The 17,235-nt window shown below is 41.5% G+C and carries 29 protein-coding genes; 1 reads left to right on the top strand and 28 read right to left on the bottom strand.

The window, feature by feature from the left end:
- Positions 1 to 41: 41 nt before the first annotated feature.
- From J7Q78_RS08055 to truA, 6 genes are all read right to left on the bottom strand, one after another.
- Positions 42 to 722 carry a type 1 glutamine amidotransferase domain-containing protein gene (locus J7Q78_RS08055; RefSeq protein ID WP_208422941.1) on the bottom strand — a complete coding sequence of 227 codons (681 nt, stop codon included), beginning with the start codon at positions 720 to 722 and terminating at the stop codon, positions 42 to 44.
- Between the two features lie 77 nt (positions 723 to 799).
- On the bottom strand, positions 800 to 1,438 hold the full coding sequence (locus tag J7Q78_RS08050) for a YcjF family protein (protein WP_407929562.1): 639 nt from the start codon (positions 1,436 to 1,438) through the stop codon (positions 800 to 802).
- 156 nt (positions 1,439 to 1,594) lie between these two features.
- The gene (locus J7Q78_RS08045; protein WP_208422940.1) at positions 1,595 to 2,536 is read right to left on the bottom strand and encodes a diacylglycerol/lipid kinase family protein; all 942 of its coding nucleotides are present in this window, start codon (positions 2,534 to 2,536) and stop codon (positions 1,595 to 1,597) included.
- 147 nt (positions 2,537 to 2,683) lie between these two features.
- Positions 2,684 to 3,076 carry a 30S ribosomal protein S9 gene (gene rpsI, locus J7Q78_RS08040; RefSeq protein WP_154243319.1) on the bottom strand — a complete coding sequence of 131 codons (393 nt, stop codon included), beginning with the start codon at positions 3,074 to 3,076 and terminating at the stop codon, positions 2,684 to 2,686.
- 13 nt (positions 3,077 to 3,089) lie between these two features.
- Positions 3,090 to 3,533 carry a 50S ribosomal protein L13 gene (gene rplM / locus J7Q78_RS08035; RefSeq protein ID WP_154243320.1) on the bottom strand — a complete coding sequence of 148 codons (444 nt, stop codon included), beginning with the start codon at positions 3,531 to 3,533 and terminating at the stop codon, positions 3,090 to 3,092.
- 119 nt (positions 3,534 to 3,652) lie between these two features.
- A complete protein-coding gene (truA, locus tag J7Q78_RS08030) occupies positions 3,653 to 4,417 on the bottom strand; it encodes a tRNA pseudouridine(38-40) synthase TruA (protein WP_208427754.1) in 765 nt (254 codons plus the stop codon).
- Between the two features lie 172 nt (positions 4,418 to 4,589).
- Here truA and J7Q78_RS08025 point away from each other — a divergent pair, with 172 nt between their 5' ends.
- On the top strand, positions 4,590 to 5,147 hold the full coding sequence (locus J7Q78_RS08025; protein WP_154243322.1) for a recombinase family protein: 558 nt from the start codon (positions 4,590 to 4,592) through the stop codon (positions 5,145 to 5,147).
- A gap of 55 nt (positions 5,148 to 5,202) precedes the next feature.
- Here the strand turns inward: J7Q78_RS08025 and J7Q78_RS08020 are convergent, their stop codons facing one another.
- The 22 genes from J7Q78_RS08020 to rpsQ all read right to left on the bottom strand — a co-directional run bounded on the left by J7Q78_RS08020 (position 5,203) and on the right by rpsQ (position 17,233).
- Positions 5,203 to 5,994, bottom strand: coding sequence for an energy-coupling factor transporter transmembrane component T family protein (locus J7Q78_RS08020; protein WP_154243323.1), 792 nt, complete (start codon positions 5,992 to 5,994; stop codon positions 5,203 to 5,205).
- Positions 5,987 to 6,862 carry an energy-coupling factor ABC transporter ATP-binding protein gene (locus J7Q78_RS08015; RefSeq protein ID WP_208422938.1) on the bottom strand — a complete coding sequence of 292 codons (876 nt, stop codon included), beginning with the start codon at positions 6,860 to 6,862 and terminating at the stop codon, positions 5,987 to 5,989. The genes J7Q78_RS08020 and J7Q78_RS08015 overlap by 8 nt, the downstream gene beginning before the upstream one ends.
- The gene (locus tag J7Q78_RS08010; RefSeq protein ID WP_208422937.1) at positions 6,838 to 7,683 is read right to left on the bottom strand and encodes an energy-coupling factor ABC transporter ATP-binding protein; all 846 of its coding nucleotides are present in this window, start codon (positions 7,681 to 7,683) and stop codon (positions 6,838 to 6,840) included. The genes J7Q78_RS08015 and J7Q78_RS08010 overlap by 25 nt, the downstream gene beginning before the upstream one ends.
- Positions 7,684 to 8,052: 369 nt before the next feature.
- Positions 8,053 to 8,433: a 50S ribosomal protein L17 gene (gene rplQ, locus J7Q78_RS08005; protein WP_004270204.1), complete on the bottom strand. Its 381-nt coding sequence runs from the start codon at positions 8,431 to 8,433 to the stop codon at positions 8,053 to 8,055.
- A 26-nt stretch (positions 8,434 to 8,459) separates the two neighbouring features.
- Positions 8,460 to 9,398 (bottom strand): DNA-directed RNA polymerase subunit alpha, encoded by a 939-nt coding sequence (locus J7Q78_RS08000; RefSeq protein WP_004270221.1) that lies wholly within the window; start codon positions 9,396 to 9,398, stop codon positions 8,460 to 8,462.
- An 83-nt stretch (positions 9,399 to 9,481) separates the two neighbouring features.
- A complete protein-coding gene (gene rpsK / locus J7Q78_RS07995) occupies positions 9,482 to 9,874 on the bottom strand; it encodes a 30S ribosomal protein S11 (RefSeq protein ID WP_004270203.1) in 393 nt (130 codons plus the stop codon).
- Between the two features lie 23 nt (positions 9,875 to 9,897).
- Positions 9,898 to 10,263, bottom strand: a complete 366-nt coding sequence (gene rpsM, locus J7Q78_RS07990) for a 30S ribosomal protein S13 (protein ID WP_154243326.1) — start codon at positions 10,261 to 10,263, stop codon at positions 9,898 to 9,900.
- A 25-nt stretch (positions 10,264 to 10,288) separates the two neighbouring features.
- A complete protein-coding gene (rpmJ, locus tag J7Q78_RS07985; RefSeq protein WP_011375433.1) occupies positions 10,289 to 10,405 on the bottom strand; it encodes a 50S ribosomal protein L36 in 117 nt (38 codons plus the stop codon).
- 33 nt (positions 10,406 to 10,438) lie between these two features.
- Entirely contained in the window at positions 10,439 to 10,657 is a 219-nt protein-coding gene (gene infA, locus J7Q78_RS07980; RefSeq protein ID WP_004270190.1) for a translation initiation factor IF-1, read from the bottom strand.
- Between the two features lie 193 nt (positions 10,658 to 10,850).
- On the bottom strand, positions 10,851 to 11,507 hold the full coding sequence (locus J7Q78_RS07975) for an adenylate kinase (protein ID WP_004270218.1): 657 nt from the start codon (positions 11,505 to 11,507) through the stop codon (positions 10,851 to 10,853).
- Between the two features lie 53 nt (positions 11,508 to 11,560).
- Entirely contained in the window at positions 11,561 to 12,856 is a 1,296-nt protein-coding gene (gene secY, locus J7Q78_RS07970; RefSeq protein WP_154243327.1) for a preprotein translocase subunit SecY, read from the bottom strand.
- Positions 12,857 to 13,291 (bottom strand): 50S ribosomal protein L15, encoded by a 435-nt coding sequence (gene rplO, locus J7Q78_RS07965; RefSeq protein ID WP_154243328.1) that lies wholly within the window; start codon positions 13,289 to 13,291, stop codon positions 12,857 to 12,859.
- Positions 13,292 to 13,325: 34 nt separating this feature from the next.
- Positions 13,326 to 13,511, bottom strand: a complete 186-nt coding sequence (rpmD, locus tag J7Q78_RS07960) for a 50S ribosomal protein L30 (RefSeq protein ID WP_004270183.1) — start codon at positions 13,509 to 13,511, stop codon at positions 13,326 to 13,328.
- Positions 13,512 to 13,525: 14 nt separating this feature from the next.
- Positions 13,526 to 14,026, bottom strand: coding sequence for a 30S ribosomal protein S5 (rpsE, locus tag J7Q78_RS07955; RefSeq protein ID WP_004270199.1), 501 nt, complete (start codon positions 14,024 to 14,026; stop codon positions 13,526 to 13,528).
- Between the two features lie 18 nt (positions 14,027 to 14,044).
- The gene (rplR, locus tag J7Q78_RS07950; RefSeq protein WP_154243329.1) at positions 14,045 to 14,404 is read right to left on the bottom strand and encodes a 50S ribosomal protein L18; all 360 of its coding nucleotides are present in this window, start codon (positions 14,402 to 14,404) and stop codon (positions 14,045 to 14,047) included.
- Positions 14,405 to 14,444: 40 nt separating this feature from the next.
- A complete protein-coding gene (rplF, locus tag J7Q78_RS07945; protein WP_154243330.1) occupies positions 14,445 to 14,975 on the bottom strand; it encodes a 50S ribosomal protein L6 in 531 nt (176 codons plus the stop codon).
- A 30-nt stretch (positions 14,976 to 15,005) separates the two neighbouring features.
- Positions 15,006 to 15,404 carry a 30S ribosomal protein S8 gene (gene rpsH, locus J7Q78_RS07940; RefSeq protein WP_004270181.1) on the bottom strand — a complete coding sequence of 133 codons (399 nt, stop codon included), beginning with the start codon at positions 15,402 to 15,404 and terminating at the stop codon, positions 15,006 to 15,008.
- 32 nt (positions 15,405 to 15,436) lie between these two features.
- On the bottom strand, positions 15,437 to 15,622 hold the full coding sequence (locus tag J7Q78_RS07935) for a type Z 30S ribosomal protein S14 (protein WP_076786297.1): 186 nt from the start codon (positions 15,620 to 15,622) through the stop codon (positions 15,437 to 15,439).
- Between the two features lie 17 nt (positions 15,623 to 15,639).
- Positions 15,640 to 16,182 carry a 50S ribosomal protein L5 gene (rplE, locus tag J7Q78_RS07930; RefSeq protein WP_154243331.1) on the bottom strand — a complete coding sequence of 181 codons (543 nt, stop codon included), beginning with the start codon at positions 16,180 to 16,182 and terminating at the stop codon, positions 15,640 to 15,642.
- 27 nt (positions 16,183 to 16,209) lie between these two features.
- Positions 16,210 to 16,521 carry a 50S ribosomal protein L24 gene (rplX, locus tag J7Q78_RS07925; protein ID WP_208422936.1) on the bottom strand — a complete coding sequence of 104 codons (312 nt, stop codon included), beginning with the start codon at positions 16,519 to 16,521 and terminating at the stop codon, positions 16,210 to 16,212.
- Positions 16,522 to 16,551: 30 nt separating this feature from the next.
- Positions 16,552 to 16,920 carry a 50S ribosomal protein L14 gene (gene rplN / locus J7Q78_RS07920; protein WP_154243332.1) on the bottom strand — a complete coding sequence of 123 codons (369 nt, stop codon included), beginning with the start codon at positions 16,918 to 16,920 and terminating at the stop codon, positions 16,552 to 16,554.
- A gap of 43 nt (positions 16,921 to 16,963) precedes the next feature.
- Positions 16,964 to 17,233, bottom strand: coding sequence for a 30S ribosomal protein S17 (rpsQ, locus tag J7Q78_RS07915; RefSeq protein ID WP_154243333.1), 270 nt, complete (start codon positions 17,231 to 17,233; stop codon positions 16,964 to 16,966).
- Positions 17,234 to 17,235: the final 2 nt, after the last annotated feature.

Genomic DNA, 17,235 nt, shown 5'->3' with positions numbered 1-17,235 from the left:
ATCCTATAAGATTAGCATAGAATTCAAAAAATGCCTAACCGTTATTTAGATAGGGCTGGAATCAAGCGCTTCGTCACTTCCCGTACAGAAAATGGATTTTGCCCCGTAATCAACTGGCCGTCTTGGACAGCAAATGGTTTGTAGAACCGTTTTTGCACAAATTGGGCACCGCTTTGAGATGCCACTTCTTGGTTTAAAAATGGCACCACTTTTTTCTTCCCCGCAATAATTTCTTCTGCAGTGGTAAACCCAGTCACTTTTTTACCAGCAATCAGATACTTACCGTCTTCATTTTTAATGCGTAGTAAACCCGCAATTCCGTGACAAACGGACGCAAGATAGCCACCGTGATTATAAATTTCCCGGGCAATTGTTTGTAATTCTGGATTATCAGGAAAATCCCACATCACGCCATGGCCGCCCGTATAGTAAATCGCAACGTAATCAGCTGGATTGATATCGCTTGGCTTCAGCGTTGCGACTAACCCCCGTTGCACGTAATCCGGTTGTTCATAGATGGTCAGAATTGATTCATCCGTGTACTTCATCCCCCGTGGATCAAGCGGAACGAAGCCGCCTTTAGGACTGACAAAATCGTAATCAAGCCCCGCTTTTTGTAATTCATTAACGAACTCTGCAGATTCTCCCAACCATAATCCGGTTGGATCGGTAGTCCCTTGATAACGCGTAACATTCGTGTGAACAATTAGTACTTTAGGCATCTGATTAGCCTCCCTAAAAAATTAGTGATGCAGGTTTATTAAATCAATTGGTTCTTATTCTGTCAATTCAAAAATAACTACTTGCGGCGCAACAATCCAAACAGCGTTCTGAATTGGTTTTTGAACGAAACCACATCATTGAAGATATCTTCGCCATCGTTTAACATCTTAACCGTTAACCAGCCAAGCGCTTCGGTAATCGACATCGCAACAGTCGCATTCACCGCGGCCCCACTGACGGTCCCAACCACTGGCACTAATTTTAGAATATTGCCGACCGCACTCCGACCTAAGCCCACGAGCACCAATTCTTTCGACAGGCTCTTGCCCAAACTGGCCGACCAAGATTGACCGAATAGCTTGTGCAAGCGCGCCATCATCGTTAATTGAACCGGCACCAACAAGAATGCATCGGAAAACGGAATTGGTGAACAGCCAATAATTGCGGCTGTTAATGATGCGGCATGAATGATGTTGTGGGCCTTTTTGCGCATCTGAGTATCCACCCCGACTAAGAAGTCTTCGAAGACCCCATCAAACTGGGTGCGACTCTTAGCTATCGTCTTTTCCGCCAAGGCCTTGGACTGATTAAAAGACTTTGCAATTACCGCTGCCGATTTTTGGGGCAACTTCTGCAAGACTTCTGCAAAAAAAGAATCAAATTCTGGATTTCGTTCATCATTCACTTGTTGCTTATTAAACCGTTCCTTCATCATGCCACGCTCCTCATCTGATTGACTACCATCGCTACTTTAAAGCGATTATATAATATTGAACAACGGTTAGTCTATCGAGCGAAAGACTGACTTTTTAATGAATCTCCCGCATGACTCCCATGCCTTTAACTATTTATTAAATAATGTAACCCAATCCTATAAATCAAGCTGTTTTTTTAATTGCTCTAAGGCACTCTTATTGGTATCCGGAACAGGTGTAATCACTTGTAACTTATGTTCTAAGAGCCGCATCTTTAATGGTGACTTGGCGCTCGGGTCACCATCGATGCGCGTTTGCACCCGCTCCTGATCATCAGTAGTAATCGTGATTTCATTGGCTTTAAAGTAGGTCATCCCCGGAATCTTTTTAAAATTGCCCGTTAAGAAATAAGGCAGAATCATCGCTGAGCGTGCTAATGACATTTTGGGCGCAACAAAGACATGAAAATAACCATCATCGGGTTGTGCCTCAGGATTAAAGTTGGTAAAGCCACCAACCGAATTCGTGAGCGCAACCAACAAGAATTGCGTGTCTTTTTGCCAGTGCCGATTAGGCGTTTCAATCGTTAATGGATAATGTTGATGCTTGGCCAATGCATGGATCCCTTTGCTTAAAAAAGCGAGCGGCCCCCACTTTTGCTTTTCACTCTGGGTAACGTTTAAAGCCGCATCCGCCAAAATCCCCAGTGTCATTGTGCTAATCAAGTAATCATCGTTCACTTGCCCGACATCGAGTGGGCGCAAATGAACCTGCTGTAGATTTTCAATCGCTTGATCAATATCCAACGGGATTTGTAAAACCCGCGCCAAATTATTAACGGTCCCAGCAGGTACAATGCCTAAATACGGGGGCTGATCTAACGCTGCAAGTCCACTAACAACTTCGTTAATGGTCCCATCCCCGCCGACAGCCACTACAACATCAAAGTCAGCCTGGGCCGCTTTTTTAGCTAAGCGCGTCGCATCTTTTGGCCCTTTGGTTGGCATCAGTTCGACCTTGTGTTGATTCTTAATGAGTGCCTGCTCAATTTTTTGCCCAACCGACTCACCATTGTTGTGACCAGAGTGGGGATTATAAATAACGGCATACCGATCCATAAAAAAAGCCTCCTTCAACTACCCTTAGCATAGCAAAAATCCCTCTAACATACATTAATAGTGTATTAGAGAAGCTCAAATCAAAAAAACACCCCACAACCATAAGGTGTGGGGTGTTTTGCAAAACCGAATAATATCGAATTGATATTAACGTTTTGAGAATTGTGAAGCTTTACGAGCTTTCTTAAGACCTGGTTTCTTACGTTCCTTCATACGAGGGTCACGTGTTAACATACCAGCGCTCTTAAGGGCTGGACGGAAGTCAGGGTCAACTGTCAATAAAGCACGTGAAATCCCATGACGGATTGCACCAGCTTGGCCTGAGAATCCACCGCCTTTAACGTTTACCAAGATATCATAGCTATCTGTTGTTTCAGTAATTGTTAAAGGTTGTTTCATATCTACAATCAAGTTAGCAAATGGAATGTAATCAGCAACATCTTTGTTGTTGATCGTGATTTTACCAGTACCAGGTACTAAACGTACACGAGCTACTGAGTTTTTACGACGGCCTGTACCGATATAAGTTACTTGAGCCACTATAGTTTCCTCCTTAAATAATATCCGTAATGTCTAAGACTTCTGGATTTTGTGCTTGATGTTTGTGTTCGCCACCAGCGTAAACGTGTAACTTCAAGAATTGGTTGTGACCCAATGAGTTCTTAGGTAACATCCCTTTAACTGACATTTCAATTAAACGTTCTGGGTTGTTTTCACGAATTTCGCCAGCAGTCCGCGTTTTCAAACCACCAGGATGGTTACTATGGTGATGATATAACTTGTCAGTTGCTTTGCGACCTGTTAATTTAATTTTTTCAGCGTTGATAACGATGACGTTATCACCTGTATCAACGTTAGGTGTAAATGTTGGTTTATTTTTACCGCGTAAGATAGAAGCGACTACAGTTGATAGACGACCTAATGCAATATCTGTTGCATCGATCACATACCATTTACGTTCTACTTCGCCTGGTTTAGCCATGTAAGTTGTACGCACGATTTATTCCTCCAATATTCTGTGTTTGTTTGACACTCAATAAGTTTCCGGGGCCTATCGTGGGGCAAACAATACCAGATACTATAGTATCGTAATTTCACGATTAAGTCAATTGAATCTCAATTATTTTCATCAGTTTCGTAATAAACGGTCTTAAGGTATAAACCGCTTGCTGGCGCGTTTGAGCGCGCTTGTTGACGGTCCTTAACTTCATACAGTCGCAAAAAATCGTGGACATCCCGTCGACCATTGCCAATTTCCAATAAAGTACCAACTAAGATCCGCACCATGTTGTACAAAAAGCCGTTCCCATAAAACTCAAAAACAAGTTCATTTTCAGCTTCATCGAAAACAACGGTTGCATCATAAATCGTCCGGACTTTGTCTTTAATGACCCCACCAGAAGCGGCAAAACTAGTGTAATCATGCGTCCCCATGACATCTGGCAGTGCTGCTTTAATTCGGTCAACATCGATTGGATATGGATAATGACCTGTATACCGTCTTTTGAAGGGATTCGTATAATGGCCCAGATCAACCCGATACATATAGCGCTTGCCAACCGTTGAAAAGCGTGCATGAAAACTGTCATCCACTAATTGACTATCCACAACCTCCATATCAAGGGGGAGAAGGCTGTTGAGGGCCCGCAACATGCTGATTGCTGGTAATGCCTGCGGATAATCGAAATGAACGACCTGCCCCATCGCATGAACACCTGCATCCGTCCGGCCTGAACCATACACTTGAATATCAGCACCCTTACTCATCTTCGTCAGCGCTTTTTCTAATGTGCCTTGCACTGTTCGTTGGTTCGGTTGCACTTGAAAGCCCGCAAAATCGGTTCCATCATAGGCAACTGTTACGCGATACCGTTGTGTCATTTTATCCCTCTTGTGTTAAAAGTTAGTAACTCTATTCTAAGGAATTTTCTGAAAAGTAGCAATCCCTTTATGACTGTTATTAAAAAAATGCGTTCACCCTGTATTTTTAATATCAAATGACCTTAAATGCTGTATAATTATTATTATAATTAGAAATAAGGAGAATTGTGTAATGAAGTTCGGATACGCACGCGTTTCATCTGCCGGACAAAGTCTAGCAACCCAGATTAGTCAATTAAAGGAAGAAAGCTGTGACATCATTTACAGCGAGAAATTTACCGGAACTACTGTTGATCGTCCCAAATTTAATGAACTATTAAATCGAGTTTCAAGTGGTGATACCATCGTTGTTACAAAACTTGATCGTTTCGCAAGAAATACTAAAGAAGCACTGGAAATCATTCAGGAACTTTTTGAAGCCCGCATTAAGATTCATATTTTAAACATGGGTATCATCGAAGACACCCCTTCCGGACGACTCATTTTCACCTTATTTAGCGCTTTTGCGCAATTTGAGCGTGATATGATTCTCACCCGCACCCAGGAAGGAAAGCATAATGCCCGTGTCACCAATCCGAGTTATTCCGAAGGCCGTAAAACGACCTATACGGATGATGACATTCAAGCAGCCTTAGACATGCGTGAAGAAGGATTTACGTACGCTCAAATTAGTTACCAAACTGGCATTAGTGCTTCAACGTTGAAACGCCGCTTCAAAAAAACAAGCTGACTAAAAAGGACTCTGTTAAATCAACCATTTTTGATTAGACAGCGTCCTTTTTGCGTTATCTTAAGAGCAACAATGCGACGGTCAAAAGCCCCATCGTGATAAACGCCACAGTATCTCTTGTCCGCCATTTTAAAATTCGATACTTACTGCGGCCTTCACCACCTTGGTAGCCCCGTGCTTCCATCGCCGTTGCTAAATCATCAGCCCGGTTAAAGCTGCTGACGAACAACGGAATTAAAATCGGCACAATTGCTTTCATTTGTTGGAATAAATTACCTTCCCCAAAATCAACCCCACGCGCACGTTGCGCATCCATAATCTTGGTTGTTTCATCCATCAATGTCGGTACAAATCGCAGCGCAATTGATAGCATCAATGCGACTTCATACACGGGAAAATGAACTACTTTGAGTGGTTTGAGAATTGATTCAATCGCATCCGCTAATGACAGCGGCGGTGTCGTCAATGTCAGGAGGGTCGACATGAAAATAATCAATACAAAGCGCATGAAGATGTAGGCGCCATTAATCAGTCCATATTGGGTAAGTGTCAGAAACCCCCACTGCCAATAAACATGGCCGCCACGGGTGAAGAAAATCTGTAAAAGCACAGTAAATAAAATGAGCCATAACAGCGGCTTAACGCCTTTAATAAAGAAATCAAGCTTAATTTTGGAAATTCCAATGAGCGCTAACGTAAAAACAAGTAACAAGGCATACGCTTGCCAGGTACGTGCTAAAAAGATGATACCAATGTAATAAAAACTAGCTAATAACTTCGCCCGGGGATCCATCCGGTGTAACACAGAATCACCAGGGATATAGCGGCCTAGAATCAATTTATTCATGTCCAACCCCCGCCTTCTTCGGTAGTTGTTCCGCTAATAAGGCGGCTAACTCATGTTCAGTTAATGGCACTTGATCAAAGACAAACCCTTTTTGCGTTAAGGCTTGCGCGAACTGCGTCGTTGTTGGTAAGCCAAGTTGTTTTTCCGTTAACCAATCAGGATCCGCAAAAATCTCGCGTGGTGTCCCAGTCTTCGCCAGTTTGCCATGTTCCAAAACAATAACATTATCAGCATAATTAGCCACATCATCCATCTGATGCGTCACCATCACAATCGTCATGCCTTGTTCACGATGCAGTTTTTCAAAAAGTGCCATCATCTCACGCCGCCCAACAGGATCAAGGCCGGCAGTTGGCTCATCTAAGACCAACACTTCCGGTTGCATTGCTAAGACACCGGCAATCGCAACCCGCCGCATTTGCCCTCCCGATAAATCAAACGGTGATTTATCAATCACGTCGGCCGGTAAGCCAACAAGTTCAATCATCTCTTTAGCGCGGCCAAGGGCTTCAGCTTCCGGTACACCAAAGTTCTGCGGACCAAAAGCAATGTCTTTTTGGACCGTCGCCTCAAATAATTGGCTTTCGGGAAATTGAAAAACCATGCCAACTTTTTGACGAATTGCTTTCAAGTTTTTATTGTTCGTTTCAGAGGTAATTTCGCGTTCACCAATCCGTACAACGCCACTCGTTGGTTTTAAGAGTGCATTGAGGTGTTGGAGCAATGTCGACTTGCCACTACCTGTATGGCCAATCAGTGCCGTATATGAGCCACTTGGAATGGTCACATTGATATTTTCTAGCCCCACTCCTTGAAAAGGTGTGCCTGGCTGATAAGTGTAGTTTACATTTTTGAATGTAATGTCCATAAATAATCAACCATCCTTTCCGTTGTGAGGTAATCCGTTGGCATTTCGATAGCGCGTTCATTTAGCGCGGCTTTAAGTTTTTCCGGATATGGGACATCTAAACCTAGATCAAGTAAACGTTGTCCATACGCAAAAATATCGGCCGGCGTGCCCTGATCATACACCTGCCCCTTATCCAAGATAATAATGCGGTCCGCACTGGCGGCTTCATCGATATCATGGGTAATGGACAACACGGTCATGTTCGTTTCTTGTTTTAACTTGTGAATTGTTGCGAGGACTTCTTCCCGACCTTTTGGATCAAGCATGCTAGTGGCCTCGTCGAGAATCAGAATCTCAGGTTGTTGGGCAATGATACCGGCTAAGGCCACGCGTTGCTTCTGACCGCCTGACAAACGGCTAGGTTCACGCTTCAAATAGTCACGCATCCCAACACGCTCAAGCGCATCTTTAACCCGTTCAATCATCTCAGTGCGAGCTACCCCTTGGTTTTCGAGACCGAAAGCCACATCGTCTTCGACCGTTGCACCGACAAATTGATTATCCGGATTCTGGAAGACCATGCCAATCTTCTGGCGAATAGCCCACACGTTATCCAACGATAATGGTAACCCATCAATCGTGACTGATCCCGATTGTAAATCTAACAAACCGTTCAACGATTTCGCAAAGGTACTCTTACCACTGCCGTTATGACCAATGATGGCGACCCATTCACCGGCATTGATACTGACCGAAAGCCCATTCAGTGCTAAATGGCCTTCAGATTGTGGGTATTCATATTTTAAGTGTTCAACTTGAATTATTTTTTTCTCGTTCATGATTAGTAACCCGTATTTTCATTGGAATAGATTCATGTGCTCTTTTGCGCTTCAGGCCATCTTGCCGAATGTCATCATCTTTCAAATCGGTTGTTGTCGTTTAGCTATGTCACGCCTAAAACGCACTCTGGTATTATTTTATCATAGAATAAGCCATAACGCTTTTGTTAGTCACCCTTTATTCAAAGCATGTCCAACACAAAAAACGTCTAACTCCAATTTAACTCGGAATTAGACGTTATTTTATGTAAATCATCAATCGATGAAAGCCATACTATATTGCCAGTATGACCTTAGGACTAGACTCGGAGTACTTCCACCATCATAACGCCCTGTCTCATCGATCAAATGACCTAAATCATTTTGTGATTAAACAAGTTCAATAATCACCATTAATGCACCGTCACCACGACGAGGGGCTGTTTTAAGAATACGTGTGTAACCACCATTTCTTTCAGCATAACGTGGGGCAATGTCACTAAATAATTTCTGTAAAGCAGATTGAACGATTACAGCGTCATCTTCTTCGCGAATATCAGCTACTTCGTTACGAACGAATGCTGCAGCTTGACGACGAGCGTGTAAATCACCGCGTTTACCTAAAGTGATCATTTTTTCAGTTGTTTTACGAATTTCTTTGGCGCGAGCTTCTGTAGTAATGATACGTTCATTGATGATTAAATCAGTTGTCAAATCACGTAACATTGCCTTACGTTGTGAGCTTGTGCGACCTAATTTACGATAACTCATGAATGGAGTCCCTCCTTCTTATCAGTTTATTCTTCTGTGCGTAAGCCTAAGCCAAGATCAAATAACTTGTTCTTAACTTCTTCTAACGACTTGCGACCAAGATTTCTAACTTTCATCATATCTGCTTCTGATTTGTCAGTTAACTCTTGAACAGTGTTGATGCCAGCACGTTTCAAACAATTGTATGAACGAACTGATAAATCTAACTCTTCAATTGTCATTTCAAGCATTTTCTCTTTATGTGTCTCTTCTTTTTCGACCATGATTTCAGCATTTTTCGCTTCATCAGTAAGATCTACAAAGATTGCCAAATGCTCTGTCATAATCTTCGCAGCTAAGCTAATAGCTTCTCTAGGACTGATGGAACCGTTTGTCCAAACATCAAGTGTTAATTTGTCGAAATCGTTACGACGACCAACACGTGTACTTTCTACTTGATAGTTAACACGACTGATTGGGGTATAAATTGAGTCGATTGGCAAAACACCAATTGGCATATCGTCTGACTTGTTTTGATCAGCAGCAACATAACCACGGCCTTTTTTAACTGTCATTCGCACGTGGAAATTGCCGCCTTCAGCTACTGTACAAATATATTGATCAGTATTTAAGACTTCAACGTCATCATCAGAAATGATATCAGCAGCAGTAACTGTTGCCGGACCCTTAACATCGATTTCAATTGTCTTGTCTTCTTCGACATGCAATTTAAGTGCTAATTTTTTAATATTCAAAATGATTTGTGTTACGTCTTCTAAGACGCCATCAATTGTTGAAAATTCATGCAAAACACCATCAATTTGAATATCTGTGACAGCAGTACCTGGTAAAGAAGCGAGTAAAATACGACGTAAAGAGTTACCTAAAGTCGTACCATAACCACGTTCAAGTGGTTCTACAACGAATTTACCGTAGTTAGTACTTTCATCAACCTTTGTAATGTTTGGTTTTTCAAATTCGATCATTCTTATCTTTTACCCCTTTCAAAACGAGAAGTGTTTATACGTGAACACGTTTCAGTTTGTCTCAAAATGAAGCGTAGCCCAGACTAAACACGACGGCGTTTTGGAGGACGAGATCCATTATGAGGAACCGGTGTAACGTCACGAATAGCAGTAACTTCTAAACCAGTTGCTTGTAATGAGCGGATTGCAGCTTCACGGCCAGAACCTGGTCCTTTAACAGCAACTTCAACAGATTTCATACCATGTTCCATGGCTTCTTTACCAGCAGCTTCTGCAGCCATTTGAGCAGCAAAAGGTGTTGACTTACGACTACCTTTGAAACCTAATGAACCAGCAGATGACCATGCAACAGCATTCCCATGCGGATCAGTAATCATCACAAGAGTATTGTTAAATGTTGAGTGAATATGTGCAACGCCGGCTTCGATATTTTTCTTGACACGACGCTTACGTGGAGCATTTTTCTTGTTTGCCATAAATTATAACCTCCTTTTACTGATCATTTCTTCTTGCCTGCGATCGTAACTTTCTTACCTTTACGAGTACGTGCGTTGTTCTTCGTGTTTTGACCACGAACTGGTAAACCACGACGATGACGCATGCCACGATAAGAACCGATTTCTTGTAGACGTTTGATGTTTAAGCTAACTTCACGACGAAGATCGCCTTCAACTTTAACCTTGTCGATTGCTGCACGGATCTTGTCTTCTTGATCCGGCGTTAAATCACGCGTACGGACGTCTTCTGGGACGCCAGCATCAGCTAAGACTTTAACGGCAGTTGTATTTCCGATACCGAAAATATAAGTTAAAGCAATCACAATTTGTTTATCACGTGGTAAATCCACACCTGCGATACGTGCCATTCTTGCACCTCCTGCTTAATTAATATTAACCTTGACGTTGTTTATGTTTTGGATTAGCTGCGCAGATAATCATAACGCGGCCTTTTCGTTTAATAACTTTACAATGTTCGCACATTGGTTTTACTGATGGTCTTACTTTCATATCGACTGACCTCCTTGATATGATCCTTACGCCTTATTTAAAGCGATACGTAATTCGTCCCTTAGTCAAATCATAGGGTGACAATTCAACTGTCACACGGTCCCCAGGCAAAATCTTGATGTAATTCTTGCGGATTTTGCCAGAAACATGTGCCAGAATAACTGCACCATTTTCAAGTTCTACTTTAAACATTGCATTTGGTAAAGTATCAGTTACTTTACCTTCAATTTCAATGACGTCATCTTTTGCCACGCAAAAGTACCCCCTTGTGGTTGTGAAAATTCATACAGAAAAATGGTGAGAGCTCTCCGCACTCACCGCTAGTGGTCATACCGAGATATTATATCACAAGTATTAAATTTTTAAAAGCACTGAGAATTCTGTCATCAAACAACTAGTCAGGCTTTTACGTGAACAATGACCGTGGGATCACTTGAGTTGATGACTAGTCTTTAATGGTATCAAGTACTTTTTGAACGGCAGAGAACACATCATCAATCTCTTGATTCCCATCTACCGTATAAAGTAGGTTACGTTTTTCATAATAATCAAGTAAAGGTGTATTCATTTCGATATTGACCTTTAAGCGATTCTTAACCGTTTCAGGTTTGTCGTCTTCTCGTTGGAAGAAAACATGTTCGCCACAACGATCACATGTCCCTTCAACTTTAGTTGGATGGTAAAGTTTGTGGTATGTTGCGCCACAATTTTTACAAATAAAGCGACCCGATAAACGATCAGCTAAGATTTCAGGATCAACATCAATGTTAATCACACCATCTAAAGGTTTGTTCAATTTATCAGTAATGGCAGCTAAAGCATCCGCCTGATCAAGAGTCCGAGGAAAACCATCAAGGAGATAACCTACATTAGTATCTGCTTGTGCAAGACGTTCCTCAACAATTCCGTTCGTCACATCATCTGGTACCAATTCACCTTTATCAATGAATGACTTAGCTTTAACCCCAAGTTCTGTTTGATCTGCCATAGCAGCTCTGAACATGTCACCAGTTGAAATGTGTGGAATATGATAAGCGTCAACAATCTTTTCAGCTTGCGTTCCCTTACCAGCGCCGGGAAGTCCCATTAACATGAGATTCATGTCTTTGCCTCCTATTTAAAACCAGGATTCAATACTTTTTTAACGATAATTACTTATCGAATGAATCCAACATACTTGCGTTTCATAAGTAACCCTTCGAGTTGACGTGTACTTTCAAGTGCAACCCCAACAACGATTAGTAAACTTGTCCCACCCAAACCAATTGATTGAGGTAAGCCACCGAGGTTTGCTGCTAATTGCGGTAATAGTGCAATTACCCCAAGGAACACCGCCCCGACAGTTGAAAGACGCATTAATACGCTAGAAAGATACTTCTCGGTCCCTTTACCTGGCCAAACCCCGGGAATATAACTCCCTTGCTTAGTCAAGTTCTCCGCAACTTTTTCAGGGTTCACCTGAACAAAAGCATAGAAGAAGGTAAAGAGAACAATGAGCACCGTATAAACAATCGAGCCTGTCACAGTCTGCATGCTGAAGATATCTGATAATACTTTAAACCAGGTATCTGCCCCATGACTTGATTGGAAGGCCATCAAGATTGTTTGAGGTGTCATAATAAATGAACTGGCGAAGATAACCGGAATCACACCAGCGACGTTGACTTTAAGCGGAAGGTAACTATTGTCACCTGCACCAGCTTCACGACGCGTATATTGAATCGGAATCTTTCGATTTGCTTGTTGTACCCATGTCACAAATGTGACGATTACAAGGATCGCAATCAGCAAACCGATGATGAATAAGACACCTTTCCACATATCGCCTTTTGAAGCGTTCAAGACTTGTTCGCGGAAGATTTGGTAAAGACCGCTTGGAAGGCGTGCAATAATCCCTGCAAAGATAATCATTGACACACCATTTCCTAAGCCTTTATCCGTTATCTGTTCACCCAACCATGTAATTAACATCGTACCACCCGTTAAAATGATCCCGATGCTAACAAAGGTTTTAATCCCCGGATCTTTAACCAAACCCATTTGACTGAGTGAGTTAAAGCCAGCGGTAATCCCTATCGATTGGATGAACGCTAAGGCGATGGTTAAGTAACGCGTTACTTGATTAAGCTTACGTCGCCCAACTTCACCTTGCTTGCTCCATTCAACAAACTTAGGCACAATATCCATTTGTAGTAATTGAACCACAATCTGGGCAGTGATGAACGGTGAAACCCCCATCGAAAAGATGGAATAGTTCGCCAAGCCACCACCACTAACGGTATCAAGCAGTGGGATCAACCCAGTCGACCCCAGCTTCGTCAATGCACCAGCATTCACACCTGGCACCGTAATTTGTGCACCTAAACGATAAACGATCAAAACGCCTAGAGTAAATAAAATCTTACTACGGATTTCCTTTACTTTAAATGCGTTTTTGAGTGTCTTTAGCAATTAAATCACCTCAATTGAACCGCCAGCAGCTTCTACAGCAGCTTTTGCAGCTTCAGAATACTTGCTTACCTTAATGTTCAATTTTTTGTTTAATTCGCCATTCGCTAATAATTTAACACCTGATAATTCATTCTTAACAATGCCTGCTTCGATTAAAACAGTTGAAGTAATTTCTGCACCGTCTTCAAAACGATTTAAATCATTCAAGTTAACAACCGCATATTCTTTACGGTTGATATTCTTGAATCCCCGTTTTGGCATACGACGGAATAAAGGCATTTGCCCACCTTCAAATCCCAAACGTACTTTACTACGAGCTTTTTGGCCTTTTTGACCACGACCAGCAGTTTTACCAGTACCTGAAGAAGTACCACGGCCGACACGTTTACGAACGTTACGAGCACCTTCGTTAGGTTTCATTTCATGTAATTTCATTATTGTGCGCACCTCCTTGCAATATATGTTGAAATTAGTCTTTAATTTCTTCGACTGTTACTAAATGTGCGAGTTTAAAAATCACACCGCGAGTTGCAGCATCATCTGGTTTGATTACAGAACTATTTACTCGGTTCAAGCCAAATTCTTTGACCATTTTACGTTGTTCTGGAAGACGATGAGCAGCACTTTTTCTTAAAGTAATCTTTAATTTAGCCATGTTCAGTTATCCTCCTAGTTTTGTAAGCTTTCTACAGATACGTTACGTAATTCTGCAATTTCTTCAGCAGTCTTCATACGAGTTAAACCGTCAATTGTGGCACGGATAACATTGATGGCAGTTTTACTACCCAATGTTTTACTTGTCACATCATCGATTCCTGCTAATTCCATAACGGCACGAACAGCACCACCAGCAGCAATACCAGAACCTTCAACGGCTGGTTTTAATAGAACACGGCCAGCGCCGAAGCGACCAATAATTTCATGAGGTAATGTTGTTCCGACCTTAGGAACATTGATAAGATTCTTTTTAGCGTCTTCAACGGCTTTGCGAATAGCTTCAGGAACTTCTTGTGCTTTACCTGTCCCGAAACCTACGTGACCGTCTTTATCACCAACGATTACAATTGCTGCGAAACGTAGACGACGTCCACCTTTAACAACTTTTGTAACACGGTTGATTGAAACAACGCGATCTTCTAAATCTAAATGAGTTGGATCAATGTAAGTCATAAATGGTTTTCCTCCTTATTAGAATTCTAGTCCGTTTTCACGAGCAGCTGTAGCTAAAGCTTCGATACGACCATGGTATAAATATCCGCCACGATCAAAAACAACAACTTTGTGGCCGGCTTTAACAGCGCGTTGTGCAATTAATGCGCCAACTTGTTGTGCTTGTTCGACTTTAGTACCTTCTGCTTTTACTTCTTTATCTAATGTTGAGGCACTTGCTAGCGTCACACCCGCTACGTCATCAATAAGTTGAGCGTAGATGTTTTTGTTAGAACGGAAAACGTTCAAGCGTGGGCAGTCAGCAGTACCAGAGATCTTACCACGAACGCGTGTATGGCGTTTTTGACGTGTCTTATTTTTGTCTGGTTTTGTAATCACAATTTTCACCTCTTAATATCGTTTAACAGCTTAAGCTGCTCTATTTACCAGTTTTACCTTCTTTACGGCGAACATATTCATCAGTATAACGAATACCTTTACCTTTATAAGGTTCTGGAGGACGAACATCACGAATTTCAGCTGCAAATTGGCCAACTTGTTGTTTGCTAATCCCGCTGATAGTAATGTTTGTGTTTGATGGCACTTCGACTGTAATACCTTCTGGGATTTCCATTTCAACTGGATGTGAATACCCAACGTTCAATACTAAAATCTTGCCTTTCAATTGAGCACGGTAACCAACACCGATAAGATCCAATGTTTTCTTGAAACCTTCCGTTACGCCCAAAATCATGTTGTTTAAGTTAGCACGCATAGTACCGTGCATTGCACGATCACTTTCGCTATTACGTGTGAAATTAATAAGGTTACCTTCTTCGTGCATTTCAATCACGGGACTGAAATGACGTGTTAGTTCCCCTTTAGGTCCCTTAACTGTGATGTTTTCACCGTCTTTAGTAACGGTAACACCTGCAGGAACTTCGATTACTTTTAATCCGATACGACTCACGTTATGACACCTCCTTATTTTAAGTTTAGATTACCAAACGTATGCGAGTACTTCGCCGCCGGCAGCCTTTTCACGAGCTTCTTTGTCAGTTACGACACCGTTGCTTGTTGAGATAATTGCGATGCCTAAGCCATTTAATACCTTAGGAACATCATTAGCTTTAACGTAGTTACGTAAACCAGGTTTTGAAATCCGTTTCAAACCAGAGATAACACGTTCGTTATTCTTACCATATTTCAAGAATACACGGATGATACCTTGTTTGTCGTCTTCAATCACTTCGTAATCGCGGATAAAGCCTTCGCGTTTCAAAATTTCAGAAATTTCTTTTTTCATACGTGAAGCAGGGACTTCTAATGATTCGTGATGTACCATGTTGGCATTACGAATACGTGTTAGATAGTCTGCGATTGGATCTGTCATGACCATGTGGAATTAACCTCCTTATTGACTCTTTATAATTACCAGCTTGCTTTTTTCATGCCTGGAATTTGGCCCTTATGAGCTAATTCACGGAGGCAAACCCGGCAAAGCTTAAACTTACGATATACAGAATGTGGACGTCCACAACGTTCGCAACGTGAATATTCTTGTGTTGAAAATTTTGCTGGACGATGATTCTTTACAACTAAAGATTTTTTAGCCAAGAAATTGACCTCCCTTTTTATTTAGCAAATGGCATGCCAAATTGTGTTAACAATTCGCGTGCTTCTTCGTCAGTATTTGAAGTTGTCACAATAACAACATCCAAACCACGAACGCGATCTACCTTATCATAATCGATTTCAGGGAAGATCAACTGTTCGCGTACACCTAATGTATAATTACCGCGACCATCGAATGATTTTGCACTAACACCGTGAAAATCACGAACACGAGGTAAAGATACGTTAACTAATTTATCTAAGAAATCGTACATTCTTTCGCCACGTAAAGTTACTTTAGCGCCAATTGGCATTCCTTCACGTAAACGGAAACCAGCAATTGATTTTTTAGCTTTTGTGATTAATGGTTTTTGACCAGCAATCAAGCCTAATTCTTCAACAGCTTTATCCAAATTCTTAGCGTTTGAAACAGCATCACCAACACCCATATTAAGTACGATTTTTTCAATCTTAGGAACTTGCATGCTTGATGTATAGTTGAACTTTTCAATCAACGCTGGTGTTACTTCTTTAACATATTTTTCTTTTAAACGGTTAGTCATGTAAAAAGTGCCTCCTTTCCCCAAAAATTATTTATCGATTGATTCTCCAGTTTTCTTTGAAACGCGTACTTTTTTACCATCAATCACTTCGAAACCTACACGAGTAGCTTCGTTGTTTGATGGATCAATTAGCATAACGTTTGAAGCATCGATACTTGCCTCTGTGTCAACAATCCCACCATTAGGATTTTGAGCATTTGGCTTAACATGCTTTTTAATGGTATTGATACCTTCAACAACAACACGGCCTTCTTTAGGCATTGCTTTGATGATTGTACCTTCTTTACCTTTATCTTTACCACTAATTACTTTAACTTTATCACCAGTTTTAACGAACATTGATATACGCACCTCCTTGGTTGTCTGTAATTATAGAACTTCAGGCGCTAAGGAAACGATCTTCATGAAATCATTGTCACGCAATTCACGTGCAACTGGTCCAAAGATACGTGTTCCTTTTGGAGTCTTGTCATCATTGATGATAACAGCAGCGTTTTCGTCGAACTTGATGTAAGAACCGTCTGTACGACGAGCACCTGACTTAGTACGAACGATAACAGCTTTGACAACTTCACCTTTTTTGACAACGCCACCTGGTGTTGCCTGTTTAATTGTTGCAACGATAACATCACCGATGTTAGCAGTCTTGCGACCTGAACCACCCAAAACTTTAATAGTTAAAATTTCGCGGGCACCGGAGTTATCAGCAACCTTAAGACGACTTTCTGATTGAATCACTTATAGGTCCTCCTTCCGTCACTTATATATATTGAGTAACGATTTAGATAATAACTGCTTTTTCAACGACATCTAATAAACGGAACCGTTTTGTACGTGACAAAGGACGAGTTTCCATAACACGCACAATATCGCCAACTTTTGCTTCATTGTTGTCATCTTGTGCATAATATTTCTTTGAATATCTGACACGTTTACCATATTCAGGATGTGTTTTATAAGTTTCAACCACGACAGTAATTGTTTTATCCATTTTGTCTGAAACAACACGGCCTTGGTACACTTTACGATGGTTACGACTTTCTTCGCTCAAAG

This window comes from Latilactobacillus fragifolii (assembly GCF_905332535.1).
Taxonomy (GTDB): domain Bacteria; phylum Bacillota; class Bacilli; order Lactobacillales; family Lactobacillaceae; genus Latilactobacillus; species Latilactobacillus fragifolii.
This window is presented reverse-complemented; position numbering and strand designations above follow the sequence as displayed.